The sequence below is a fragment of the Streptomyces sp. CB02923 genome (assembly GCF_001905005.1).
In the GTDB taxonomy this organism is placed as follows: Bacteria; Actinomycetota; Actinomycetes; order Streptomycetales; family Streptomycetaceae; genus Streptomyces.
The window spans coordinates 224,694-250,100 of record NZ_LWKZ01000024.1 but is presented as its reverse complement, the minus strand read 5'-3'; the positions used below and the strand labels follow the sequence as shown (position 1 = coordinate 250,100).

Here is a 25,407-nt window from a genome sequence, read left to right as displayed (position 1 = left end):
ACGAGGCGTTGTGAGGAGAAAGCGATGACCCGATCCATGGTCGAGGACGTGTGGCCGCTGTCACCACTGCAGGAGGGGCTGCTCTTCCACGCCACCTTTGACGAGGAGGGGCCGGACGTCTACACGGTGCAGTCCGCACACGCCGTCAACGGACCTTTGGACGCGGGCCGGCTGCGCGCGGCGTGGGGAACCCTGGTCGCCCGGCACGCGGCGCTGCGCGCCTGCTTCCGCCGGGTCAGCGGGGCCCGCATGGTGCAGGTCATCGCCCGCGAGGTGGAACTGCCCTGGCAGGAGACCGACCTGTCCGGACTCGCGCCGGACACCGCCGACGCCGAGGCCGAGCGGCTGGCCGCCGAAGAGCGCGCCCGCCGCTTCGACCTGGCCACGGCGCCCCTGCTGCGCGTCCTGCTGATCCGCCTCGGCGCCGACCGGCACCGGATGGTCGTCACCAGCCACCACATCCTCATGGACGGCTGGTCGATGCCGATCGTCCTCGCGGAGCTGTCCGCGGCGTACGCGGCGGACGGCGACGGCACCGCCCTCCCGCCGACCGCCTCCTACCGCGACTACCTCGCCTGGCTGAACCGGCAGGACAAGGACGCCGCCCGCGAGGCGTGGCGCTCCGAACTGTCCGGTGCCGACGCGCCGACGCTGGTCGTCCCGGCGGACCGGACCCGCGCCAGTGTGGTGCCCGAGGACGTCCTGATCGACATCCCCGCGGGCCCCTCCAGGGACCTGACCGAGCTGGCCCGCCGCCACGGGCTGACCCTCAATACCCTGTTCCAGGGCGCCTGGGCACTGGTACTCGCCCGGCTGGCCGGCCGGACCGACGTGGTCTTCGGCGCCACCGTCGCCGGCCGCCCGCACGACCTGCCGCACGTCGAGTCCATGGTCGGCCTGTTCATCAACACCCTGCCGGTACGGGTACGGCTCGACGGCGCACAGCCCGCCGTGGAGATGCTCACCGCACTCCAGGAACGCCAGTCGGCGCTCCTCCCGCACCAGCACCTGGGCCTCTCGGAGGTACAGCAGCTGGCCGGACCCGGCGCGTCCTTCGACACCCTCGTGGTCTACGAGAGCTTCCCGCGCCCGCCCGCCGGGCCGGACGACCCGCAGGCCCTGACCCTGGAACCGGCCGGGCTCTCCCGCAACGCGGCGCACTACCCGATCACGCTCGGCGTGTTCCCCGGCGACCGCATCAGCCTGCGGCTGTCCTCCCGCCCTGACCTGTTCGGCGAGGAGGCCACCCGGCTGATCGGACAGCGGGTGGTACGGGTGCTCACCCAGCTGGCCGCCGACCCCACCGTGCCGGTGGGCCGCGTCGGCGTCCTGGAGGAGCAGGAGCGCGGCCTGGTGCTGGCGGGGTGGAACGCCACCGCCGTCAGGACCCCGGGCACCTCGGTGCCGGAGCTGATCGCCGGGCAGGCGGCGCAGGTGCCGGGCGCGGTCGCGGTGAGCGATACGCGGCGCTCGCTGTCGTACGCCGAGCTGGCCCGGGAGTCGGACCGGCTCGCGGCGTACCTCGCGGACCGCGGCGTGGCCCGCGGCGACCGGGTCGCGGTGCTGATGGAACGCTCCGCCGACCTGCTCGTGACGCTGCTCGCGGTGTGGAAGACGGGCGCCGCGTACGTCCCGGTGGACCCCGGATACCCCGCCGAGCGGGTCGCGTTCCTGCTGGCGGACTCCGCCCCGACGGCGGTCGTGTGCACGGCGGCCACCCGCGAAGCGGTGCCGGTCGACGCGGCGGCGGAACTGGTGGTGCTGGACGACAACCGGGTACGGGCCGCCGTCGCGGTCTGCCCGGCCGACGCCCTCGTACCCGTACGCGTGGGAGCGGAGGACCTCGCGTACGTGATGTACACCTCGGGCTCGACCGGTGTCCCCAAGGGCGTGGCCGTGCCGCACGGGAGCGTGGCGGGCCTGGTCGGCGACCTGGGCTGGTCGGTGGGCCCGCGGGACGCGGTGCTCATGCACGCGCCGCACGCCTTCGACGCCTCGCTGTTCGAGATCTGGGTGCCGCTGGCCTCCGGCGGCCGTGTGGTGGTCGCCGCGCCGGGCGCCGTGGACGCGCAGGACATCCGCGCCGCGGTGACCGCCGGGGTGAGCGCGGTGCACCTGACGGCCGGCACGTTCCGCGTCGTGGCGGAGGAGTCGCCGGAGTGCCTGCACGGTCTGCGCGAGGTGCTGACCGGCGGTGACGTGGTGCCCGCCACGGCCGTCGCCCGGGTGCGCGCGGCCTGCCCGGACACCGCCGTACGCCATCTGTACGGGCCGACCGAGACCACGCTGTGCGCGACCTGGCACCTGACCCGCCCGGCCGAGGAGCCGGCCGCGGTCCTGCCGATCGGCCGCCCGCTGGGCAACCGCCGGGTCTACGTCCTGGACGCGTTCCTCCAGCCGGTGCCGGCGGGTACGACGGGCGAACTGTACGTGGCGGGCGCCGGACTGGCCCGCGGCTACCTCGGCCGTGCAGGACTGACCGCCGAACGCTTCGTGGCCTGCCCGTTCGCACCCGGCGAGCAGATGTACCGCACCGGCGACCTGGTGCGCTGGACGGAGGAGGGCGAGCTGCTGTTCGCCGGCCGGGCCGACGACCAGGTCAAGATCCGCGGCTTCCGGGTGGAGCTCGGCGAGGTCGAGGCGGCCCTGGCCGCGCACCCGGCCGTCGGCCAGGCCGTGGCCGCGGCCCGCGAGGACCGGCCCGGCGAACGGCTGCTGGTCGGCTACGTCGTCCCCGACGGCCAGGAGGTCGACAGCGACGAGGTCCGCGAACACGCCGCCAAGGTCCTGCCCGGCTACATGGTCCCGGCCGCGGTGATCGTGATGGGCACGCTGCCCGTCACCGCCAACGGCAAGGTCGACCACAAGGCCCTGCCCGCACCCGACTTCGCCGAGCGGGTCGCCCGGCGGGCACCGCAGAACGAGACCGAGGAGACCCTCTGCGGCCTCTTCGCCGACGTGCTCAAACTCGAACAGGTCGGCGCCGACGACGACTTCTTCGAGCTGGGCGGCGAGTCCGGCCTCGCGATGCGCCTGATCGGGCGCATCCGCGAGGAGTTCGACGCGGCACTGAACCTGCGGCAGTTCTTCAGCGCCCCCACCGCCGCCGGTGTGGCCCGGACCCTGGCGACGAAGGCCCGCCCGGTCCTGAACCCGGCTGGTCACGACGGCGAGGCACCCGCGACCGTCGCCCAGCTGCGCACATGGCTGATGACCCGGCTGCACGACAGCGGCCCGGCCCACCAGTTCTCGGCCGCGCTGCGCCTGACGGGCGCGCTGGACCGGGCGGCCCTGCACGCAGCGCTCGGCGACGTGGCGGCCCGGCACGAAATCCTGCGGACCACCTTCTCCGGCGCCCGCAACGAGCTGCGCCAGCACATCATGCCCGCCACCGACGCCGCCGCCCGCCCCGGGCTGCCGGTGACCACGGCGACCGAGGAGGACCTGCCGGACCTGCTGGCGGCGCACGCAGCCCACGCGTTCGACCTGACCCGCGAAGCGCCCTGGGCGCCGCGCCTGTTCGCACTGTCGGACACCGACCACGTCCTGCTGGTCACCGTCCACCGGATCGCCGCGGACGAGCAGTCCCTCGACCCGCTCTTCCGCGACCTGTCCGCGGCCTACGGCGCGCGCAGCGAGGGCCGGGCGCCCGAACGGGCGCCCCTGCCACTCCAGTTCGCCGACTACGCCCAGTGGGAGCAGGAGCTGCTCCGCGGCGCCGACGAACCCGAGAGCCTGGTCAGCGACCAACTCACCTACTGGCAGGACACCCTGGCCGGGCTGGCCGGCGAACTGGAACTCCCCGCCGACCGGCCGCGGCCCGCACTGCCCTCCCGGCGCGTCGGGAAGGTGCCGCTGCGCCTGGACGCCGCCGCGCACGCCCGGCTGATGGAAGCCGCCGAACCCCGCGAGGCCACCGGCTTCATGGTCGTACAGGCCGCACTGGCCCTGCTGCTCACCCGGCTCGGCGCGGGCACCGACATCACCCTCGGCACCCTCCGGGCCCGCCGGGACGAAGACGGCCTGGAAGGGCTGGTGGGCCCCTTCGACGGCCCGCTGACGCTGCGTACGGACACCTCCGGTGACCCCGGCTTCCTCGAACTGCTGCGCCGCGTCCAGCAGGCGCACCGCGAGGCCGTCAACAACCAGGACGTCCCCTTCGAGCGCCTGGTCGACGCCCTGCCGCTGCCGCCCTCCGTCGACCGGCACCCCGTGTTCCAGGTCGGTCTTGAGATCCACGAGGGCAAGACCGAGGTGTGGGACCCGTGGGAGCTGCCCGGCCTGCGCACCGGCCGCCTCGACGTCGGCGGCGCGACCGGTGAACTGGACCTGTCGCTCGACCTGACCGAACGGCAGCGCGCCGACGGCGGCCCGGACGGCATGGACGGCCACCTCACGTACGCGGCCGACCTGTTCGACCAGGACACCGCGCAGGCCTTCGCCGACCGGCTGGTACGCGTACTGGAACAGCTCGCGGCCGACCCCGAACTGTGCCTGAACCAGGTGGACGTCCTGCTGGACGAGGACGAGTTCCGCCGCCTGGTGACGGACGGGAACGACACGGCGGCCGAGGTCCCGGCCCGCACCGTGGTCGAGCAGCTGGCCGCGCAGGCGGCCCGCGCCCCCGACGCGGTGGCCGCCATGGACCGCAACGGCGTGCTCACCCACGGCGCGCTGGACACCGCGAGCAGCCTGCTGGCCCGCCGGCTCACGGAGCTGGGCACCGGCCCCGCGGACGTCGTCGCCGTCGCGGAACCGGTCACCGCCGCGTTCCTGGTCGCCCTGACCGGCGTCCTGAAGACCGGTGCCACCTGCCGCCCGATGGACTCCAACCGGCCGGTCGGCGACCTCGGTGCCGCCCTGGACGCGCACCGGCCCGCCGCCCTGGTCTGCACCTCGGACACGGCCGGGCACCTGCCCGCGGACGGCCCGGTGCCGCTCGTCGTACTGGACGACCCGGTCACGGCCGCGCCCAACGGAGCCACCGACACGGTGGGACCGCCGCCGCGGCTCCCGCTGCCCGCCCAGCCCGCGCTGGTGCTCGACGACGCGGCACCCGGCGGCGCCGCCGCGGTCGTCGACCACCGGACGCTGGCCCACCAGACGGCGTACCGCGCCCACGCCACCCCGGCGGTCCGCGGCACGGCGCTGCTCGACACCCGGGCACCCGTCGCGGCCCTCGTCACTCCGCTGCTCGCGGCCCTGTGCGCGGGCGGCAGCGTCCGCCTCGGCGCTCCGGAGGACGTACGCACCCCCACCGGGCCCGGCACCGACCACCTGCTGGTGACCACCCGTTCCCTGCTGCCGACGCTCCCCGAACCGCCGGACGGACGGCCGTCCACGGAGGTCCTCGTGGTGTCGGCCGGGCCGCCGGAGGCCGACGACGACCTGCTGAAGTGGCGGGAGCTCCACCCGGACGTCACCGTGGTCACCGGTCACGGCGCCGCCGGAACGGCGGGCCCCTGGCTCGAACACCGCGCCGCCCCGGGAGAGCCCGTACCGTCGGCGCTGCCCACCGGCCGGCCGGTGTGGAACACCCGCGCCCACGTCCTCGACGACCGGCTCCGGCCGGTCCCGCCCGGCGTCACGGGCGACCTGTACGTGGCGGGCGCGGCGACGGCACGCGGCTACGAGGGCAGCCCCGCACGGACCGGCGCACGGTTCGTCGCGAGCCCCTTCGGCGCACCGGGCGAGCGGATGCTGCACACCGGCGACCGGGCCCGGCGCACCACGGCCAGCCTGATCACCCTGGCGGACGCGAGCCGGGTACGCCCGCGCGGGTCCGGCGCGGCCCGCGGCACCAGCAGGGGCGACCTGGGCGTCCTGCTGCCGCTGCGGTCGCAGGGCAGCCTGCCGCCGCTCTTCTGCCTCCACCCCAGCCTGGGGCTGAGCTGGGGCTACCGGGGCCTGCTGCCGCACCTGCCCGCCGACCGGCCGGTCTACGGAATCCAGGCGCGTGGCCTGGCCGGGCCGGAGCCGCTGCCGCTGAGCATGGACGAGATGGCCGCCGACTACGCCGACCAGATCCGCACCGTCCAGCCCACCGGCCCGTACCACCTCCTCGGCTGGTCCTTCGGCGGTACCGTCGCCTATGCGGTCGCCACCGCGCTGGAGGCCCAGGGGGAGAAGGTCGCGCTGCTCGCGCTGCTCGACACCTACCTCGGCGGGGACACCGGCGAGTTCTTCGACGAGACACCCGCAGCCCGCGACGGCGAGGACGTCACGATGCGCCGTGAACTGGGCGAACAGGGCCCGCCGGACGCGGACGGCGGCGGCGCCGGACTGGGCCTGGACGAACAGCTCCTGGCCAACATCAGGGAAGTGACCGTCAACTCGGGCCGGCTCTCCTACGGCTACACCCCGAAGCGGTTCGGCGGCGACCTCGTCGTCTTCGTCGCGACCGCCGACCGGCCCGCCAACTCCCAGGCCTGGGACGCCGTAGGAGGCTGGCGGCCCTTCGTCGCGGGGGACATCGAGCCCCACGACATCGCCATCGACCACAACAACATGCTCCAGCCGGCGCCCTTGGCACAGATCGGGCGCATCGTCGCAGAAAAGCTCCGGGCCATGCGGCCGACAGGGGAAAGGAACCCGTCATGACCAATCCTTTCGACAACGAGAACGGCACCTTCCTGGTGCTCGTCAACGACGAGGGCCAGCATTCACTCTGGCCCGCCTTCGCGGAAATTCCCGAGGGCTGGACCTCCGTACACGGCGAGGCCGGCCGTCAGGAATGCCTCGACTACATCGACGAGAACTGGACCGATATGCGTCCGAAGAGCCTGATCGCCGAAATGAGTGCGAGTCACGCCGCGTCCTAGACGTATACGCGGCGTGGCCGACAAGGGGGCGGTCCGGACGCGGGCCGCCCCCGCGGGGGAGGTCCCGAAGTGAGTACGGAAACCGTGGTGACCGTGGTGATCGGCGACGTCGCACTGATCGTCGTCGTCTCCTGGCTGCTGGGGGCCGCGGCCCGCCGGATCGGCCAGCCGGCCGTCATCGGCCAGATCGTGGCGGGCATCGCCCTGGGGCCGACCCTGCTGGGCCGGCTCCCCGGAAACCCGACGGCGCACCTGTTCCCTCAGGAGGTCCTGCCGTACCTGACGGTGCTGTCCCAGGTCGCCATCGTGCTCTTCATGTTCGTGGCGGGCTACGAGATCGACGTGCGGCAGCTGCGCCGGGGCGGCCGGGCGGCGGCGACGGTGGCGCTGTTCGGGCTGCTGGTGCCCGCCGGGCTGAGCGCCGGAACGGTGCGGTTGCTGCCCGGCGCCTTCGAGGCGGTCGACCCGCACCACGCGGGCGGCCGGTCCTTCCTGCTCTTCATGATGGTGGCCACCTCCATCACCGCCCTGCCGGTGCTGGTCGCCATCGTCCGCGAGCGCGGCCTGGCGGGCACGCACGCCGGTACGGTGGCGACCACCGCCGCCGGGTTCATGGACGTGGCGGCGTGGCTGGTGCTGGCCGCCGCCCTCGTGGGCACCGGCCACGCGCCGGGCGTGCCATGGGCCCTGACGCTGCTGCTGATCGTGGTGTTCGTGGCCGGCATGTTCCTGGTGGTGCGCCCGGTGCTCGGCTGGTGGCTGCGGCGCTCCCGGGCACTGATGGCCAACCAGGTCACCATCGCGCTGGCGCTCGCCCTGGGCAGCGCCTGGGTCACCGCGTCGCTGGGCCTGCACCCCGTCTTCGGCGGGCTGCTGGCCGGGCTGGCCATGCCCCGACGCGACGGCGTACCGGACGCCGACGTGCTGCGTCCGATGGAGCAGAGCGCGGGCCTGCTGCTGCCGCTGTTCTTCGTCACCACCGGCCTGTCGTTCAACATCGGTTCCCTGGACGGCGCCGGAGGGCTCCTCCTGGCGCTGATCGTGGCCGTCGCCACCGTCGGCAAACTCGTCCCGGCCTACGCGGCGTCCCGGCTGAGCCGGCTCGATCCGCACCGGTCGGCCCTGGTGGCCGCCCTGGTCAACACCCGGGGCCTCACCGAACTGATCGTTCTGAACGTGGCACTGGAATCCGGCATCATCGGGCCCGACCTTTTCACCGTCCTGGTGCTCATGGCCCTCATCACCACCTTCATGACCGGACCGCTGCTGTCCCTGATCGGACGGCGCAGTACACCGGAGCCCGGTGTCAAACCGCCTTCCTTGACGGTTTCTCAGAGAAAATTAACAATCGAATAGCAGGCGGACGGGAATCTGCACGCAAACGTACAGATGCATTCCGCCCGGATTTGGGGGAGAGGGCCGTGGCGAATTCAACGAACGCAGGGAACTCCGCTCACTCGGAGACGTTCGACGTGGTGGTCGTCGGCGGCGGGCCGGCCGGCTCGACGCTGGCCACGCTGGTGGCCAAGCAGGGGCACCGGGTGCTGGTGCTGGAGAAGGAGTTCTTCCCCCGCTACCAGATAGGCGAGTCGCTGCTGCCGTCGACGGTGCACGGGGTGTGCCGGCTGACGGGAGTCGCGGACGAGCTGGCGGCGGCGGGCTTCACGCGCAAGCGGGGCGGCACCTTCCGCTGGGGGGCGACGCCCGAACCGTGGACGTTCTCCTTCTCCGTCTCGGAACGGATGGCGGGGCCCACGTCGTACGCGTACCAGGTCGAACGCTCCCGGTTCGACGAGATCCTGCTCCGCTACGCCGGCCGGTCGGGAGCGGTGGTGCGCGAGGGGTGCGCCGTCGCGGACGTCATCGCGGACACCGAGCGGGTACGGGGCGTGCGCTACACCGACGCCGACGGCGTGGAGCGCGAAGCCTACGGGACGTTCGTGGTGGACGCCTCGGGCAACAGGAGCCGCCTGTTCCAGCGGGTGGGCGGCGAGCGGAAGTACTCGGAGTTCTTCCGCAGCCTCGCGCTGTTCGGCTACTTCGAGGGCGGCAAACGGCTGCCCGAGCCGAACTCCGGCAACATCCTGTCGGTCGCCTTCGACAGCGGCTGGTTCTGGTACATCCCGCTCAGCCCCACCCTGACCAGCGTGGGAGCGGTGGTACGGCGCGAGATGGCGGACAAGATCCAGGGCGACCGCGAGAAGGCGCTGACGGCGCTGATAGCCGAGTGCCCCCTGATCTCGGAGTACCTGTCCGGCGCCACCCGGGTCACCGACGGCCAGTACGGCGAACTGCGCGTCCGCAAGGACTACTCGTACCACCAGACGACCTTCGCCCGCCCCGGGATGCTGCTGGTGGGAGACGCGGCGTGCTTCGTCGACCCGGTGTTCTCCTCCGGCGTGCACCTGGCGACCTACAGCGGCCTGCTGGCGGCGCGCAGCATCAACAGCACACTGGCGGGCCTGGTCGAAGAGACCGTCGCGGTGCGGGAGTTCGAGGCGCGCTACCGGCGTGAGTACAGCGTGTTCTACGAGTTCCTGCTCTCGTTCTACGAGATGCACCGCAGCGAGCAGTCCTACTTCTGGCAGGCGAAGAAGGTCACCCACCACGACCGGTCCGAGATGGAGGCGTTCGTCGACCTGGTCGGCGGCGTCTCGTCGGGGGAGACGGCGCTCTCCGACGCCGAGTCGGTGGTCGAACGGCTCCGGGCGGACTCGGCGGAGTTCGCGGGCGCGGTGGACCAGCTGGCACACAGCGAGGACGGCAGCATGCTGCCGCTGTTCAAGTCCGCCGTGGTCAGCCAGGTGACACGGGAGGGCTCGCAGGTGCAGATGCGGGCACTGCTCGGCGCGGACGCCGAACCGGAGACCCCCCTCGTCCCCGGCGGACTCGTCTCGTCCCCCGACGGCATGTTCTGGCTGGCCGCCGGCAGCGGCTGACCACGAGGAAGGAAAGGATCCGCGGATGCCCGACACACCCGAGATTCCCGCCCACTACCGCAGGGACCGCTTCGACCCGGTGCCCGAACTCGCCCGGATGGCCAGGGAGACACCCCTGGTCGAGACCGACGTGACCATCGGCCCCTCCCGGCAGCTGGGCTGGGTGGCCACCGGCCACGCCGAGGTGCGGGCGGTGCTCTCCGACGCCGAACGGTTCAGCACCCGGCCGCCCGCCGACAGCGAGGAGGACGCGCAGAACCTGGTGCAGGCGGGCAATCTCCTCCAGTACGACCCGCCCGACCACACCCGGCTGCGGAAACTCCTCACGGCCGAGTACACGGTGCGGCGGATGCGCCGGCTGGAGCCCCGCGTCGAGGAGGTCGTCACCGACTGCCTGGACACGATGGAGCGCGTCGGGCGTCCCGCGGACCTCGTACGGTACTTCGCCTGGCCCATCCCGGGCCTGGTCAGCTGCGAACTGCTCGGCGTGCCCCGGGACGACCAGACGGAACTGGCGCGCTACCTCGACATCACCCGCGACGTCGGCCGCACCCAGGAACAGCAGCTGGCCGCCGGCAAGGCGTACTGGGCGTACATGGGGCAGCTCGCGGAGCGTCGCCGCCGCAACCCCGGCGAGGACATGATCGGGAACCTCGTACGCGAACAGGGCACGGCCGTCTCCGACGCGGAGCTGGCGGGCATCGGCGCGACCGTGATGGCCGCCGGTTTCGAACAGGTCGCCAGCATCATCGGCCTGGGCACCCTGCTGCTGCTGGAACACCCGGACCAACTCGCCCTCTGGCGCGACACCCCCGAGCTGACCGACCGCGCCGTGGAGGAGATGCTCCGCTACCTCACGGTCATCCACACCGCGTCGCCCCGCACCGCGCTGGAAGACGTCACCATAGGCGGCCAGGAGATCAAGGCCGGGGAGAGCGTGGCCTGTTCGCTGCTGGCGGCCAACCGCGTACCGGCCGCCGGAGAGCCCGCCGACGTCTTCGACATCACCCGGGAGCCGACCCCGCACATGGCCTTCGGCCACGGCATCCACCACTGCCTCGGCGCACCCCTGGCCAGGATGGAACTGCGCATCGCCTTCCCGGCACTGCTGCGCCGCTTCCCCGGCCTCCGGCTGGCCGTACCGCCCGAGAAGGTGCGCTTCCGGCCCGCCCGGTCACGTCAGTACGCCCTGGAATCCTTGCCCGTCGAATGGTAGGAGGCGCAATGCCGGAGGAGACCCAGCACCAGTTCGACCACGCCCGCCGGGCGGGCTTCGGCCCGTCGGACGACATCCGTCAGCAGCGCGCCGAGGGCGCCGTCATCAGGGAAGAGGTGGCCCCGGCCCCCGGCGCCGCGACCGAGCCCATCTGGATGGCCCTGGGATACGAAGCGGTCCGCCAGGTGATGGGCGACCACGTCCGCTTCAGCAACCAGCGCCGGTTCCGCGCCCAGGTCACGCGCGGCGGGAGCAAGCACCGCCCGCAGGAGATGTCCGGCCACCTCATGGACTACGACCAGCCCGAGCACACCCGGCTCCGCAAGATGCTCACACCGGAGTTCACGGTGCGCCGCATCCAGCGGCTCAAGCCGGTGACCGAGCAGATCGCGGAACGCTGCCTGGACGCCATGGAGCGGGCCGGACAGCCCGCCGACCTCGTCGACCTGTACGCGAGCCCGATCTCCGGCGCGGTCCTGTGCGAACTGCTCGGCGTGCCCCGCGACGACCGGCGCGAGTTCCTGGTCAAGCACCAGTGGCAGCTGGAGCAGGACCGCGGCCGCAAGGACCGGGCCGCCGCCCAGGCGTACACCTCCGGCTACCTGCGCGCGCTGGTCAAACGGCAGCGCAAGGACCCCGACGAGGGGTTCATCGGCCAGCTCATCCGCGACCACGGCGACCGCTTCGACGACGAGGAACTGCTCGGCATCTGCGGCCTGATGGTGCTCGCCGGACTCGACAACGTCACGGGCATGATCAGCCTCGGCGTGCTGGCCCTCCTGGAACACCCGGACCAGCTCGCCGTGCTCCAAGCGGACCCGGAGAAGAACGTGGACCGCGTCGTGGACGAACTGCTCCGCTTCCTGTCCGTGGCCCACGCGCCGACCCCGCGCACCGCCGTCGAGGACGTGGTCGTGGCCGGACAGCTGATCAAGGCGGGCGAGGAAGTCGTCTGCTCGATCCCGATGGCCAACCGCGACCCGGCGCTCGGCCCCGACGTCGACCGGTTCGACGTGAACCGCGACCCGCTGCCGCACATCGCCTTCGGGCACGGCATCCACCACTGCATCGGTGCCGCACTCGGCAGGATGGAACTGCGCACCGCCTTCCTGGCCCTGTGGCGCCGGTTCCCCGGCCTGCGGCTGGCCGTGCCCGCCGCGGACGTGCCGCACAAGACGAACTCCATCGCCTACGGCCTGGAGCACCTGCCGGTCGCCTGGTGACGGCCGGGACCCACCAGGGCGCGCGGCGCCCGGAGACGAGGAGAGGACGATGGTCGAGGTACGGGTGGATCCGGAGATCTGCGCCGCTTCCGGCATGTGCAAGCTGCTGGTGCCCGCGGTCTTCGACCAGTCGGAGGAGGACGGCACGGTGCTGCTCACCGACGCGACGCCCCCCGCGGAGCTGGCGGCGAAGGTGCGCACGGCGGCCCTGCGGTGCCCGGCCGGCGCCATCGCGGTGCACGAGATGGAGACGGACGCCTCGTGACACCACCGGCCCGGCCCCGCGCCGGGCCACCGGAGAACACCACGAAAAAGCTCCTGGTGGCCGGAACCCCGGCCACCAGGAGCTTTCGCGTTGCCACGGGACAGCGTTGCCACGGGCAGCGGCGCCACGGGACAGTGGCGCCGCGGAGCACCGGTGCTACGGATCACCGGCCTCCACCCGGACGCTGCCGGGCCGGTCCCCGGCGGCACCCCGCCCGGCCGGCCCGGCCGCGGGCCCGCTCCCCGCCGTCACCGCACGCAGCCGCCGCGCGTCCGCGACCGTGGCGCAGCCCGCCAGGCCCAGCGCGTCGGCCAGTTCGGCGGCCAGCAGACCGAGCACCCGGCGCACGCCCGCCTCCCCGGCCGCGGCCAGACCCCACACCGGCGGACGCCCGACCAGCACCCCGGACGCGCCCAGCGCCAGCGCCTTCAGCACGTCCGTACCCGAACGCACGCCGCTGTCCAGCAGCACCTGGCAGCTCCCGCCCACCGCCTCGGCGATCTCGGGCAGCGCCTCGACGCTCGGCAGGGCGCTGTCCAACTGACGACCTCCATGGTTGGACACCACGACGGCGTCGACACCGAACTCCGCGGCACGCACCGCGTCCTCGGGCGCCAGCACCCCCTTCAGCAGCAGCGGCAGCCGGGTGCACGCCCGCAGCTCCGCCACGTGCGACCAGGACAGCGCCGCGGAGAACTCCTGCCCGGTGTGCACCGCCACCGCCGAGGTCCCGGCGGACCGCCGGTGCGCGGCCGAGGCGCCACCGCCGTCGAGATGCGCCGCGCGCACCCGCGCGGGCAGCGAGAACTCGTTGCGTACGTCGCGCATCCGCCGCCCCATCCACGGCACGTCCACGGTCAGCATCAGCGCCTCGCAGCCGGCGTCCTCCGCGCGCCGCGCCAGCTCCAGGGCCCGGCCGGGCTCGCGCAGCCAGTACAGCTGGAACCAGACGCGGCCGCCGAGCGCGGTGATCTCCTCCACCGGCACGGTGCTCAGCGTGCTCACCGTGAACGGCACGCCCGCGGCCTTCGCCGCCCGCGCCGCCGCCAGTTCACCGTCGGGATGCACCAGGCGCTGGTACGCGACCGGTGCCACCGCCACCGGCATCGCCGCCGGCCGCCCCAGCAGCTCGGCGCCGGTCGTCAGCCGCGACACGTCCCGCAGCACCCGCGGCCGCACGAAGACCCGGTCGAACGCCTCCCGGTTGGCGGCGAGGGTGCGCTCCCGGCCGCTGCCGCCCGCCACGAAGTCCCGCACCCCGGCGGGCAGCACCGCGGCGGCGGCACGCTCGATGTCCTCAAGGGTCAGGAGCGTGTCCGCCGCCGCGCCGCCGGGCGCCGGGTCCTCACAGGACACGCTGGCCCTTCTTCTCCAGCTCCACGGCCTCGTACAGCGCCTTGATGTTGGAGCTGCCGAACGTCTCCGCGCCCTGCCGCTCGATGATCTCGTAGAAGATCGTGCGCCGCGGGTGGGCGGAGGAGGTGAAGATCTGGAACAGCTGCCCGCCGTGGTCCTGGTCCGCCAGCAGGCCGGTCGACCGCAGGTCGTCCAGGCTGTGGTCGCTGAGCGCGATCCGCTCGCCCAGCAGGTCGTAGTAGGCGGCGGGAGAGCTGAGGAACTCCACGCCGCGGCCGCCGAGGGTACGGACCGCGTGCACGGCGTCGTCACAGGAGAACGCGAGATGCTGGACCCCCGCGCCGTGGTGGCTCTTGAGGAAGTCGTCGATCTGCCCCGGGTCGGCCGTGGTGTCCGGTTCGATGAGCGTCAGGGTGACCCGGCCGGTGGAGCTCTGCACGACCTTGGAGTCCATCGCCTGCGCACCGACGACGATGTGCTCCTCGAAGATCTCCCGGAAGCCCAGGGCCCGTTGGTAGTACTCGACGGTCGCGGCGAGGTCGCCGTTGTTCAGGCACACCGCGATGTGGTCCAGTTCGAGCAGCCCCACCTCGCTGGGCACCGGCCGCCGGGACTGGAGGGTCGGTACGAAACCGGCCGGCAGCCCGGGGCCCTCCTCCGGGGCGCGCTGCACCAGCGTGTGCACCACGTCGCCGAAGCCGCTGACGGTGGCCGTCGCGCCGCCGCCGGGCTCGTGCCGGGCGGGCTCACGCAGCGGCTGGGCGCCGTTGGCCACCGCGTGGGCGAAGGCCCCCTCGACGTCGGCGGTGCGCAGCGCGATGTCCGCGACGCCCTCGCCGTGCGCGAGGACGTATACCGACGCCGGGTGCCGGTCGGAGGTCGCCATGGTGAGCACCAGGGTGATGGTGCCGTGCCGCAGGGCGATGCTGCGGTGGTCGGCGGAGCCGCCGGTGCCGACGACGGTGAACGCGTACTTGTCGACCCAGGCGAACGCCGCCGCGTCCAGGTCGTCCACGTACATCTCGACGTACTCGATCGCGAGGTCGCTGACAGCAGCCGTTGCCGCTGTGGTTTTCGAAACTGTCATGAGAGTCCCCGTTTGAAGGAATGATCTGGACGCGGCTCGTCGAGCCCGCTCGCCTGCCGGAGTGGACGGATTACCTGCCGCACGACCGGCGCCGGTGGCCGGACCGGCCTAATCCGTGGACCTCTTCGTGAGTTCGCCACTGCCGCCGGACAGCGGAAGGCGAACAATTTTGGTGGTGCCCGACATTACACCGGCACTACCGCTGTCGCACGTGTCAAGAAATACGGCACGACCGGCCCGCCGACGCGGTATCACCTTGACCCCGTACACGCCCCGGAGAACCATTGCTGTTGATCCGGCCCTGGGGGATGCTGAGGGCCGGCGCGGCACCCGACGCGCGCGCCGTACCCCTTCCTGACGGACAGAAGGCAGCCATGGAAATCATGCAACCGGAAATCTTTGCCGAGCTGAATACCGCAACGCTGCACGCATCGCTGGCCGACGCCTCGATGGAGTCCATGAATCTTCTGAATCAGATCGCCGACAGGTATCCGGAAGCGATCTCTTTCGCGGCCGGGCGGCCGTACGAAGGATTTTATGACGCGTCCCAGGTGCACGAATACCTCCAGGTCTTCTGCGATCACCTGGCGGGCGAGCGCCGGATGACGGAAGCGGAAATCGCGCGGACCCTGTTCCAGTACGGCGAGACGAAAGGCATCATCGCCGGGCTGATCGCGCGGAGTCTGGAGGTGGACGAGGGCATCGAGGCCGTGGACGGGTCCGTGGTCGTCACGGTCGGCTGCCAGGAGGCGATGTTCCTCGTCCTGCGCGCGCTGCGCGCCGACAGCAGCGACGCGGTGCTCGCGCCCCGGCCCGCCTATGTCGGACTGACCGGTGCCGCGCTCCTCGCCGACCTGCCCGTGCTGCCGGTGCACACCGGGGAACACGGCATGGACTTGGACGACCTGCTCACCCAGTTGCACAGCGCGCGCGCCGCGGGCCGGCGGGTGCGCGCCTGTTACGTGACGCCCGACTTCGCCAACCCGGTGGGCGTCAGCATGGAACTGTCCGAACGCCACCGGCTGCTGGAGATCGCCGAAAGGGAGGACCTCCTGCTGCTGGAGGACAACGCCTACGGCGTCTTCCACACGTCCGCCGAGCGGCCGCCGACGCTGAAGTCCCTGGACCGCGGCCGACGGGTCGTCTATCTGGGGTCGTTCGCCAAGACCGGGGTGCCCGGGGCGCGGGTCGGGTACGTGGTCGCCGACCAGCGGGTCACCGGCGACGGCGGCGACGGGCTCCTCGCCGACGAACTGTCGAAGATCAAAAGCATGCTCACCGTCAACACCTCACCGATCGCCCAGGCGGTCATCGGCGGCAAACTGCTCAGCCACGGCTACAGCATGGTCGAGGCCAACCGCCGGGAGACGGACGTCTACCGGCGCAACCTCCGCCAGGTGCTGACCGGACTGGAACGGCGCTTCGCCGACTGCCCCGGCGTCACGTGGAACGAGCCGACCGGCGGCTTCTTCATCGTGCTCAGCGTGCCGTTCACCGTCACCGACGCCTTCCTGGAGCACGCGGCCCGCCGGTACGGCGTGCTGTTCACCCCGATGCACCACTTCTACGGCGCGTCCGCACAGTGCCGCCAGCTCCGGCTGTCCATCAGCACCCTCACCCCCGAGCGGATCGAGGAGGGCCTCGACCGGCTCGCCGCCGTCATCACCGAGCGGCTCCGCGCCAACGGCGGCGCGGCGGCCCATGAGGCAGGTGCGGAGGACGGGGCCGCCACCCCGCCCTCCGCACCTGCCGACCCGCGTCCGGGCGGTACCCGGTGATCCGCACCCTCGCCGTCGTCGGCACCGGACTGATCGGCACCTCACTCGCGCTCGCCGCGGCCCGCCGAGGCGTCACGGTCTACCTCCAGGACAGCGACGCGTCGGCCGTACGGACCGCTGCCGCGCTCGGCGCCGGCATACCGGGACCGCCGCCCGAACCGGTGGACCTGGCGGTGATCGCCGTCCCGCCCAGCCTCGTGGCCACCGTCCTCGCCCACCACCAGACGCGCGGCCTGGCCTGCACGTACACCGACGTCGCCAGCGTGAAGTCCGAACCGGAACGCGCGGTCCTGGCCGGGGCACCCGACCCGACCCGCTACATCGGCGGCCACCCGCTGGCCGGCCGCGAGCGCTCCGGGCCCCTCGCGGCCCGCGTGGACCTCTTCCAGGACCGCGTCTGGGTGCTCACCCCGTCCCGGCTCACCTCCCGCACGGCCCTCGACCGCGCGCTCGCCCTGATCGGGCTCTGCGGAGCCGTACCGCTGGTGATGCAGAGCAAGGCGCACGACGACGCGGTGGCCCTCACCTCGCACGTACCGCACGTGGTGTCCAGCCTGATGGCGGCCCGGCTGCGCCACGGCCCGCCACAGGCGCCGCGGCTCGCGGGCCAGGGGCTCCGCGACGTCACCCGGATCGCCGGCGGCGACTCCCGGCTCTGGAGCGACATCCTCCAGGCCAACGCCGGAGCCGTCGCCGGAGTCCTCACCGACCTCCAGAGCGACCTCGCCGAACTCCTCACCGCCCTGAACGACTTGGCCGGTCCGGCCGGCCGGCGCAGCGCGCAGAGCCTGCCCACCGTCGTCGACCTCCTCGACCGGGGCATCACCGGACTGGACGAGATGTCCGCCGGCCACCCCGGCCGCCCGCCGCGCTCCGCGTCCGTACGCGTCCGGATCGCCGACCGCCCCGGCGAACTCTCCCGGCTCCTGACCGCCACCGCCGAACTGGGCGTCGGCCCCGAGGACGCCGAAGTACGCCCCGGCGACGGCACGCACGGCGACCTGGCGGTCCGGCTCTCCGTGCCCGCCGCCGTGACCGGACCACTGCTCGCCCGCGTCACCGCCGAAGGGTGGGACGCCGATGCCGACGGCCACCCGGCGCACGCCGCGAGCGGCACGCCGACGGGCGGGTGAACGCCTGCCCGTCGGCACAGTGGACTCCCCGCTTGAAGGGTGCCGTCCTCATAACGCAAGGGGCAGGCCCACAGCGGGAAAGAGGTCAGGAGTGAAGACGGTGATCTCCGCGATGCGGCCGTCCTCGACGCGGAGCACTTCGAGGCCGTGGGCACGGTGGGCGGGCTCACCCGGACGCCGGACGTAGAGCGCGACAGAGGGCTGCCGGTTCATCCAGGTGGGCACGGAGCGGAGATGCGGGGGCCCGGGGCACCGGCCGGCGTCGGCACCCTCGCCCAGTACGGCGGCAAGCGCGTGCTCGTCCCCGCTCTCCAGTGCGTCCGCATAGCGCTGAAGCACCGTACTCCCACCAGAGGCCGCGGGTCCCGCCGAGTCCGCGGCAGGCGCCGCCCGCCCGGTACGCCGGCCCGGCAGCCGGTCCCGTACGTTCGGCCGGGCCCGCTGAAGCGCGCTGTTCACCGCCGCCACACTGACCTCCAGCGCAGCGGCCGTCTCCCGCGCAGGCCAGCCCAGCACGTCCCGCAGGACGAACACGGCCCGCTGACGCGGCGGCAGCAACTGGAGCGCCACCACGAACGCCAGCGTGATCGTGTCCTCCGCCACCACCTCGCCCGCCCCCGGCTCCCGGGCCGCCACCTGCTCCAGCAAGGTGTCGGGGCACGGCTGGAGCCAGGGCAACGCGGCAGCGGGCACCGGGCCCCGGCCGGGCGCCTTCCCGGCAGGCGGGGTGCGCGGCCGGGCGGCCAGGTGGTCCAGGCAGGCACGGGTGGCGACGCGGTACAGCCAGGTGCGGAACGTCGCGTGCCCGGCGAAGCTCTCGCGCTCCCGCCAGGCCCGCAGCAGCGCCTCCGTCACCAGGTCGCCGGATTCCTCGAACGATCCCAGCATCCGGTAACAGTGCACGTGTAACTCCGCCCGGTACCGATCCACCAGCCGGGAGAACGCCGCCGCGTCCTCACCCATCGAATCCTCCCGTACCCCACGCGAACCGCACGACATCACCTTCCACAAGGGAGGTTACTGACGTTGCATGAACGCAAGTCCCTAGTACGGGAGTTCGAACTCAGCCCAGTTCGAGACTGGTGACCGCGTAGCCACGCTCCGCGCGGGTCGCGGGGACCGGCCCCGTGTACATGCGCATCGTGTGCGAGTCCGGGACCAGCCCCCGGGAGAGCGCCAGCGACCGCGCGCTGTGGTGCGGGTCGGGGACGTCGACGAGGACCGTGTCGTCGGGACCGAGAGGGGCGGTGAGCGCGTCGAAGAGGGCTTCCGCGCCCCGGGACGTGTCGGCGTACAGCGGCCCCAGGCGGTACCCGTCGCGGGACGGGCGGATCACGCCGTACCCCGCGATCCGCCCGTCCCGCACCTGCGCGTACGCGCGGTGGCCCGCGGCGGTGAGCCAGCGGGAGAGGAACGGCCGCCGGCCGGCGGGGAAGCACTCCGCGTCGTACGCGGCGATCTCGTCGAGGTGACCGGCGGTGACGGGCACGACCGGTGCCGCGGGGGCACCGGGCCGCACGGGACGGCCGCGGTAGCGCGTGGTCCGGTAGGCGGTGGTGAAGCCGGAGCGCCGGTACGTGGCCTCCTGCTCCGGGACCGCGTCCAGGCCGATGGTCCGCTCCCCGGCGTGCGGCACCGCGGCGCGCCAGGTCGCCAGCCCCAGCCCGCGGCCGCGGAAGTCCGGGTGCACCAGGTAGTAGCCCAGGAACGCGTACCGCGAGGAGTAGTTGACGACGGAGACCGAGGAGACGAGCTGCCCGTCGAGGAGGCCGATGAAGAAGCCGTCCGGGTCGGTGGGGTGGAAGCAGTCGGTGTCGCCGAGGCCCGGGTTCCAGCCTTCGTCGGCGGCCCACCGGGCCACCTCGCGCCACTCCTCCAGGGTGGCGGGGCGGACGGTGAGTCCGCCGTCCGGCGCGCCGGGGCCCGCGGCGAGCGTCGCGGTCGTGGTCCCGTGGGCGGCGTCGGCCGTGGTGTCGGTGGCGGGGTGCTGGCGCGGTATCTCACGGGGGGAGGTCATACCGGGTGTACGTCCTTGGCTGTCGGGCCCCGCCGCCGTGCGGGACGGCGGGGCGAACGGGTCGTCGGCCGGCCGCCCTGGTCGGGGGCGGCCGGTCCGGCCGGGCCGGCGGGCCCGTACCGGTGTGGCGGGCGGTCAGATCAGGTCCATGGCGGCCACTTCGTCGGGCCGGCCGTAGCTGACCGGGCCCTGGAAGCGCCGCCGTGCGGTGGCGAACCACCACACCGTAGCGATGATCAGTACGACGCCCAGCGCGATCGGCGCGTAGTTGAACGATTCAGGGGTGATCGGCGACGCCTGCGGGAGCATGAACAGGACACTGCTGATCACGATCCAGGTCACCGCGACGGCGGCGACCAGCTTGCCGTACCGGCCCAGGTTCCACGGTCCGGGCTGGAACGTGTCCAGCCGCAGCCGCAGGAAGATGGGCACCGCGTAGGCGAGGAAGAGCCCCACGACGTTGATGCTGACGACGGCGGTGAACGCGGTGTGCGACCACCAGCCCGGAATGACCAGGACCAGGGAGCAGGCCGCGGCCAGCCAGACGGCCTTGACGGGGGTACGGGTGCGCGTGGAGACCGAGTGCCACCACCGGGACCCGGGCATCGCGCCGTCCCGTGAGAAGGCGAAGATCTGCCGGGTGTTGCTGGTCATGTTGGCCAGACCGCAGAAGAGCATCGCGCCGATCACGATCAGCAGCAGGAACTTGGCGGTGCCCGTGCCGAGCGCGTCGATGAGGATCTGCACCGGCGGGGCCTCGGCGCCCGCCGCGCCCGCGTAGTCGCGGATCGCGAAGACCAGGGCGAGCATGAGGACCAGGCCGGCGACCGCGGAGTAGCCGATGGCCCGCATGATGCCCCTGGGCGCGTTCACGGTGGCCTGGACCGTCTCCTCGGACATGTGGAAGCTGCCGTCGAATCCGGTGAACGTCCAGCTGGTGACGAGCAGGCCGAGCATCGCGCCGTACAGGCCGTTGGTGAATCCGGTGTTGTTGACGAAGTGGGTCACGAACGACGGGGACTGGTGGTGCGAGGGCAGCACGATCAGCGCGGTGACGATGACGACCAGACCGATCAGCAGCCACCACACGGAGATACGATTCAGCACCGCGACCAGCTGCACCGTGAAGGTGTTGGCGAGCGCCTGGACGAACAGGATCGCCGCGGTGATCAGGACCGCCCGCTGCGGGGTGGCCTCATAGGACGGCCACTGCATGGCGATGAAGGCCTGGATGAAGGTGGCCGCCGCGTAACCGGTGGCCGCCGTACCGCCGACCTGGCCGACGAAGTTCAGCCAGCCCGTGTACCAGGACCAGGCACCGCGGTGCCGCTTGGCCAGCTTTCCGGCCGAGAAGTACAGCGCGCCGCTGGTCGGATAGGCCGAGGCGATCTCCGCCATCGAGGCGCCGACGAACAGCACCATCGCGGCGACGGCTATCCAGCCGAAGACCAGGATCACCGGCCCGCCGGCGTTCATTCCGAACCCGAACGAGGAGAAGATCCCGGAAAGGATGTTGATGATGGTGAAAGAGATGGCGAAATTGTCGAACGCGCGAAACCGCCGGGTCAGTTTCCGCGGATAGCCCATGGCGTGCAGCGTCGCGTCGTCGTCGAGAGTGGCGGGATCCGCCGCGCGGCGGCTTCTCGGACGAGCGGGGGACACGGGATCGGACACAGCCGCAACCTTTCTGGTGGGGGACAGGAAGACATCGGCGCGGAGCGTCGATACGCGGTGTCGGCACCTGTCTTCGGGGCGTGCCGGGGCACAGGGGGGCCGCCTCCGGCAGGCCGAGGGTGACCGGGCCGCGGCCGGGCGGCGGAGGACGGCCCGTGAGCCGCCGGGCGGCCCGGCTCACGGAACCACCGGCCGAAAGGTCAGGGAGCATCGGGTACCGGGAGACCGCACGCGCGTCTCGCCTTGTTCAGCTGCTCCGCGGGGTCGCCGAAGACACTCCACGGCATACGGGAGGCGTACGGGCCCATGGCCGTGAAGACCGCCCGCGCCTCGAAGGAGCACCGGGCCATGTGCAGCGCGTGCGCCAGGTAGGCGAGGTCCAGCACCGGGGTGAAGCGGTAACCGGCGACGTGCGGCATCCAGTTGCGGTAGACGCTCAGGGCCGTGGCTTTCCACTGCGGCTGTTCCCAGGTGCGTTCCGCCAGGAGCGAGGACCCGTTGTAGCCGTCCACCAGGGCCACCAGCGGCAGCAGCCGCAGTGGCGAGGAGGCCGGCGCGCGCTGGCTGAGGAACGCGGCGACGTCCCAGGACGCGTTCGCCTCGCCTCCGTACCGGGGGAAGAAGAACGTCAGGAAGCGGTGGTGGCCCTCGCGGTTCCAGGGGTCGAGCCGCAGGATGTGGGAGAAGAGCGACCAGGGGCCGGGCGGCGCGGTCAGCAGCCCCTGCGGAGCGGGGTCGCGGGGCTGTTGCAGGCGCGCCAGGGTCAGTTTGGCCGACCACGGTGTGGGGTCGTCGGGTGCCGTCTCGGCGGCGCGGTCGCAGGCGGCCACCGCGATCCGGCCGAGGGCCTCGGCCCGCTGGTCACCGCCGTCGGCCGCGCGGACCGCGCGCAGTACCGCGACCCGCGCCCACATCAGGGCCGCTTCCTGGCCGGGCTCCTCGGCCAGCCAGCGCTCCGCCAGGTCGGAGTCGGCCGCTTCCGAGGCGAGCACCAGGGAGCGGTGCGCGCGTACGCCGTGGTCCCCGCGCGCCTCCCGCAGGATTTCGCGCGCGCCGAAGTAGCGGCCCGCCCGGATGTCCACGCAAGCCCGTGCGAGCTGGAGGTCATCGGCTGCCGGATGCCACACGTACTGCCCCTCGAATAACCCAGCGGTCATGTCCCCTGCCGCTCCTGCCGTTCTGCCGGTGAGGTCGGCCACCAGCGCATTTTCAGCCATGCCGAAACCAACCGGTTCGCACTGTTCCCCCAGTTCCACCGGCAGTGCCACACCCTACTCAGCGGCAACTCGGTTCGAAACTGGTGATCGGAATTACCTGATTCCGCTTCGGCGGCGTGCACGACATTGGCGGCCAAATCGGTCGATCGTGCGGTGCCGAAAAATGAGAAGTATGCGATTAGCATATGCCCGCGTGAAGAAAGCGTGCCGTCCGGCGGGGTTTCGACCGGACACGTCGCCACCTGTCCGGCTCGAACGGCAGCCGGGCGGTATGGGGGCCGGAGCACCGTATGCCCGGTGTGGCGGGAACGGAAGGCCGTCCTCCGCCTGTTCATGTCTCATCTTGCGACACGCCACCCGGACGTCATGGCGTCTTCCCGCGGCCTCGTTCCTCTTGGAACACTCCAGTCGCGCCCATACCTCCCATCCCGAGGGGTCATTTCAGCCATGCCAGAACTCAACCGGCGGCGGTTCCTGCAACTCACCGGCGGGGCCACCGCGTACTCCGCGCTGTCGCAGAGCATCGCCCGCGCCGCCGCGATCCCCGCCGACCGCCGCACCGGCACCATCGAGGACATCGAGCACATCGTCGTGCTGATGCAGGAGAATCGGTCCTTCGACCACTATTTCGGCACCCTGTGCGGCGTACGGGGCTTCGGCGACCCGCGACCGGTGACGCTGCCCAGCGGCAAGCCGGTCTGGCACCAGGCCGACAAGGGGGGCAAGGAGGTGCTGCCCTTCCGGCCCGAGACCAAGGACGACTACCTGGGACTGACCTTCATCGAGGACCTCAACCACGACTGGAACGGCAGCCACCAGGCGTTCAACAAGGGCCGCTACGACCAGTGGATTCCGGCCAAGACGTCCACGACGATGGCGCACCTCGCACGCAAGGACATCCCCTTCCACTTCGCGCTCGCCGACACGTTCACCGTCTGCGACGCCTACCACTGCTCGTTCATCGGCTCGACCGACCCGAACCGCTACTACCTGTGGACCGGATACACGGGCAACGACGGCAAGGGCGTCGAAGACCCCAGCGGCCCGGTCCTGGACAACGACGAACGGGGCTACAGCTGGACCACCTACCCGGAGCGGCTGGAGGCGAAGGGGGTGTCCTGGAAGATCTACCAGGACATCGGCGACGGCCTGGACGCGAACGGCAGCTGGGGCTGGATCAAGGACCACTACCGGGGCAACTACGGCGACAACTCCCTGCTGTACTTCAACAGCTACCGCAACGCGAAGCCGGGCGACCCCCTTTACGAGAAGGCCCGGCGGGGCTCCGACGTCAAGAAGGGCGGACAGCTCCTCGACGACCTCCGCGCGGACGTCAAGAACGGCACGCTGCCGAAGGTCTCCTGGATCGCCTGTCCCGAGGCGTACACCGAGCACCCGAGCTGGCCCGCCAACTACGGTGCCTGGTACATCTCCAAGGTGCTGGACGTGCTGACCTCCGATCCGAAGGTGTGGAGCAAGACGGCCCTGTTCATCACCTATGACGAGAACGACGGCTTCTTCGACCACGTCGTCCCGCCGTACCCGCCGGCCGACGCCGACCAGGGGCGGTCCACCGTCTCCACCGAACTGGAGCTCTACCCCGGCGGCGGCGGTTTCCAGGCCGGCCCCTACGGCCTCGGCCAGCGCGTGCCGATGCTCGTCGTCTCGCCCTGGAGCACCGGTGGGTACGTCTGCTCCGAGACCTTCGACCACACCTCGATCATCCGGTTCATGGAGCGGCGCTTCGGCGTGCCCGAGCCGCACATCTCGAAGTGGCGGCGCACCGTCTGCGGCGACCTGACCTCGGCGTTCGACTTCAGCGGTACGGGCAGGCCGGGCACGCTGCCGGACACCGGCGGCTACACGCCGATCCACCCCCAGCCCGCCGACTTCCACCCGCGGCCCCCGGCCCACGGCAGCCTGCCCCGGCAGGAACGCGGCGCGCGCCCCACCCGGCCGCTGCCCTACGAGCCGTACGTGGACGGTGCCGCCGACGTCGCGGCCGGGAAGTACCGCCTGACGTTCAGCGGCGGTGACGCGGCCGGCGCGCAGTTCTACGTGACGGCGCCGAACCGCGGCGACGGCCCGTGGACGTACACCACGGAGCGCGGGAAAAAGGATTCCGACAGCTGGAACACGGCGTACTCGAACGGGACGTACGACCTCTCGGTGTTCGGCCCGAACGGGTTCCTGCGCACGTTCCGCGGGCCGGGCAAGACGGCCGGGCCGGAGGTGACCGCGCGGCACGACAGAGCCACCGGCAACCTCGATCTGGTCCTGACCAACGCGGCCGACGGTGCCCGCACCCTCACGCTCACCGACGCGTACAGCGGTGCCTCCCGGAAGGTCACCGTGCGCCCGGGGCAGCGGGTGACCCACACCGTGGACCTGCGGGCGGGCAAGCGCTGGTACGACGTGAGCGTGGTCTGCGACGCGGACCGCACCTTCCTGCGCCGGTTCGCCGGGCATGTGGAGAACGGCGCGGCCGGAGTGAGCGACCCCGCGATCCGGACCGTGTGAGCCGTACGGCCGCCGGGCCGCCCTCCCTGTATACGGGGCGGGCGGCCCGGCGGTCTGTCCGGATCATGACGGCTTGGCCTTGGCATGCACGCGATATCGTGCCGACGCCTGATCAACGGCCCCGCCGGTCGTTCCCGCAGATCGCGCGGACCGTGTGCGAC

General features: G+C 72.3%; 16 protein-coding genes. 10 read left to right on the top strand and 6 right to left on the bottom strand.

The features are described 5' to 3' along the window. Positions 1–24 precede the first annotated feature (24 nt). The 7 genes from A6A06_RS24510 to A6A06_RS24480 all read left to right on the top strand — a co-directional run bounded on the left by A6A06_RS24510 (position 25) and on the right by A6A06_RS24480 (position 12,464). Positions 25–6,600, top strand: a complete 6,576-nt coding sequence (locus A6A06_RS24510) for a non-ribosomal peptide synthetase (RefSeq protein ID WP_073763505.1) — start codon at positions 25–27, stop codon at positions 6,598–6,600. Next, positions 6,597–6,821 carry an MbtH family protein gene (locus A6A06_RS24505; RefSeq protein WP_073763504.1) on the top strand — a complete coding sequence of 75 codons (225 nt, stop codon included), beginning with the start codon at positions 6,597–6,599 and terminating at the stop codon, positions 6,819–6,821. The genes A6A06_RS24510 and A6A06_RS24505 overlap by 4 nt, the downstream gene beginning before the upstream one ends. A 69-nt stretch (positions 6,822–6,890) precedes the next feature. Continuing rightward, positions 6,891–8,177, top strand: coding sequence for a cation:proton antiporter (locus tag A6A06_RS24500; RefSeq protein WP_073763503.1), 1,287 nt, complete (start codon positions 6,891–6,893; stop codon positions 8,175–8,177). Positions 8,178–8,242: 65 nt separating this feature from the next. After that, positions 8,243–9,760: a tryptophan 7-halogenase gene (locus A6A06_RS24495; RefSeq protein WP_242440920.1), complete on the top strand. Its 1,518-nt coding sequence runs from the start codon at positions 8,243–8,245 to the stop codon at positions 9,758–9,760. Positions 9,761–9,785: 25 nt separating this feature from the next. Beyond that, positions 9,786–10,976, top strand: a complete 1,191-nt coding sequence (locus tag A6A06_RS24490; protein WP_073763501.1) for a cytochrome P450 — start codon at positions 9,786–9,788, stop codon at positions 10,974–10,976. Between the two features lie 8 nt (positions 10,977–10,984). Then, positions 10,985–12,199, top strand: coding sequence for a cytochrome P450 (locus A6A06_RS24485; protein ID WP_073763500.1), 1,215 nt, complete (start codon positions 10,985–10,987; stop codon positions 12,197–12,199). 49 nt (positions 12,200–12,248) lie between these two features. Continuing rightward, positions 12,249–12,464 (top strand): ferredoxin, encoded by a 216-nt coding sequence (locus tag A6A06_RS24480; RefSeq protein WP_073763499.1) that lies wholly within the window; start codon positions 12,249–12,251, stop codon positions 12,462–12,464. Between the two features lie 156 nt (positions 12,465–12,620). On the opposite strand, the gene A6A06_RS24475 is transcribed toward A6A06_RS24480, so the two are convergent. Continuing rightward, complete coding sequence (locus tag A6A06_RS24475) at positions 12,621–13,820, bottom strand: alpha-hydroxy acid oxidase (RefSeq protein ID WP_073763498.1); 1,200 nt, start codon at positions 13,818–13,820, stop codon at positions 12,621–12,623. Then, positions 13,810–14,907, bottom strand: coding sequence for a 4-hydroxyphenylpyruvate dioxygenase (hppD, locus tag A6A06_RS24470; protein WP_073763497.1), 1,098 nt, complete (start codon positions 14,905–14,907; stop codon positions 13,810–13,812). The genes A6A06_RS24475 and hppD overlap by 11 nt, the downstream gene beginning before the upstream one ends. A 374-nt stretch (positions 14,908–15,281) precedes the next feature. On the opposite strand from hppD, the gene A6A06_RS24465 reads away from it, so the two are divergent. Further along, entirely contained in the window at positions 15,282–16,685 is a 1,404-nt protein-coding gene (locus tag A6A06_RS24465) for an aminotransferase-like domain-containing protein (RefSeq protein WP_073763496.1), read from the top strand. After that, positions 16,682–17,818, top strand: a complete 1,137-nt coding sequence (locus tag A6A06_RS24460) for a prephenate dehydrogenase (RefSeq protein WP_073763495.1) — start codon at positions 16,682–16,684, stop codon at positions 17,816–17,818. The genes A6A06_RS24465 and A6A06_RS24460 overlap by 4 nt, the downstream gene beginning before the upstream one ends. 48 nt (positions 17,819–17,866) lie before the next feature. On the opposite strand, the gene A6A06_RS24455 is transcribed toward A6A06_RS24460, so the two are convergent. The 4 genes from A6A06_RS24455 to A6A06_RS24440 all read right to left on the bottom strand — a co-directional run bounded on the left by A6A06_RS24455 (position 17,867) and on the right by A6A06_RS24440 (position 22,666). Next, positions 17,867–18,781: an RNA polymerase subunit sigma-70 gene (locus A6A06_RS24455; protein WP_079194301.1), complete on the bottom strand. Its 915-nt coding sequence runs from the start codon at positions 18,779–18,781 to the stop codon at positions 17,867–17,869. Between the two features lie 100 nt (positions 18,782–18,881). Then, positions 18,882–19,835, bottom strand: a complete 954-nt coding sequence (locus A6A06_RS24450; protein WP_079194300.1) for a GNAT family N-acetyltransferase — start codon at positions 19,833–19,835, stop codon at positions 18,882–18,884. Between the two features lie 135 nt (positions 19,836–19,970). After that, positions 19,971–21,422, bottom strand: a complete 1,452-nt coding sequence (locus A6A06_RS24445; protein WP_073764518.1) for an amino acid permease — start codon at positions 21,420–21,422, stop codon at positions 19,971–19,973. Positions 21,423–21,709: 287 nt separating this feature from the next. Beyond that, positions 21,710–22,666 carry a hypothetical protein gene (locus tag A6A06_RS24440; RefSeq protein ID WP_199931120.1) on the bottom strand — a complete coding sequence of 319 codons (957 nt, stop codon included), beginning with the start codon at positions 22,664–22,666 and terminating at the stop codon, positions 21,710–21,712. Positions 22,667–23,173: 507 nt separating this feature from the next. On the opposite strand from A6A06_RS24440, the gene A6A06_RS24435 reads away from it, so the two are divergent. Next, complete coding sequence (locus A6A06_RS24435; protein WP_073763493.1) at positions 23,174–25,246, top strand: phosphocholine-specific phospholipase C; 2,073 nt, start codon at positions 23,174–23,176, stop codon at positions 25,244–25,246. Positions 25,247–25,407 lie beyond the last annotated feature (161 nt).

Excerpts from the sequence above, each read along its gene's own strand:
- A6A06_RS24510 (WP_073763505.1), top strand. The coding sequence starts at position 25 with ATGACCCGATCCATGGTCGAGGACGTGTGGCCGCTGTCACCACTGCAG.
- A6A06_RS24505 (WP_073763504.1), top strand. The coding sequence starts at position 6,597 with ATGACCAATCCTTTCGACAACGAGAACGGCACCTTCCTGGTGCTCGTC.
- A6A06_RS24490 (WP_073763501.1), top strand. The coding sequence starts at position 9,786 with ATGCCCGACACACCCGAGATTCCCGCCCACTACCGCAGGGACCGCTTC.
- A6A06_RS24485 (WP_073763500.1), top strand. The coding sequence starts at position 10,985 with ATGCCGGAGGAGACCCAGCACCAGTTCGACCACGCCCGCCGGGCGGGC.
- A6A06_RS24480 (WP_073763499.1), top strand. The coding sequence starts at position 12,249 with ATGGTCGAGGTACGGGTGGATCCGGAGATCTGCGCCGCTTCCGGCATG.
- hppD (WP_073763497.1), bottom strand. The coding sequence starts at position 14,907 with ATGACAGTTTCGAAAACCACAGCGGCAACGGCTGCTGTCAGCGACCTC.
- A6A06_RS24465 (WP_073763496.1), top strand. The coding sequence starts at position 15,282 with ATGGAAATCATGCAACCGGAAATCTTTGCCGAGCTGAATACCGCAACG.
- A6A06_RS24455 (WP_079194301.1), bottom strand. The coding sequence starts at position 18,781 with ATGGGTGAGGACGCGGCGGCGTTCTCCCGGCTGGTGGATCGGTACCGG.
- A6A06_RS24450 (WP_079194300.1), bottom strand. The coding sequence starts at position 19,835 with ATGACCTCCCCCCGTGAGATACCGCGCCAGCACCCCGCCACCGACACC.
- A6A06_RS24445 (WP_073764518.1), bottom strand. The coding sequence starts at position 21,422 with ATGGGCTATCCGCGGAAACTGACCCGGCGGTTTCGCGCGTTCGACAAT.
- A6A06_RS24440 (WP_199931120.1), bottom strand. The coding sequence starts at position 22,666 with ATGACCGCTGGGTTATTCGAGGGGCAGTACGTGTGGCATCCGGCAGCC.
- A6A06_RS24435 (WP_073763493.1), top strand. The coding sequence starts at position 23,174 with ATGCCAGAACTCAACCGGCGGCGGTTCCTGCAACTCACCGGCGGGGCC.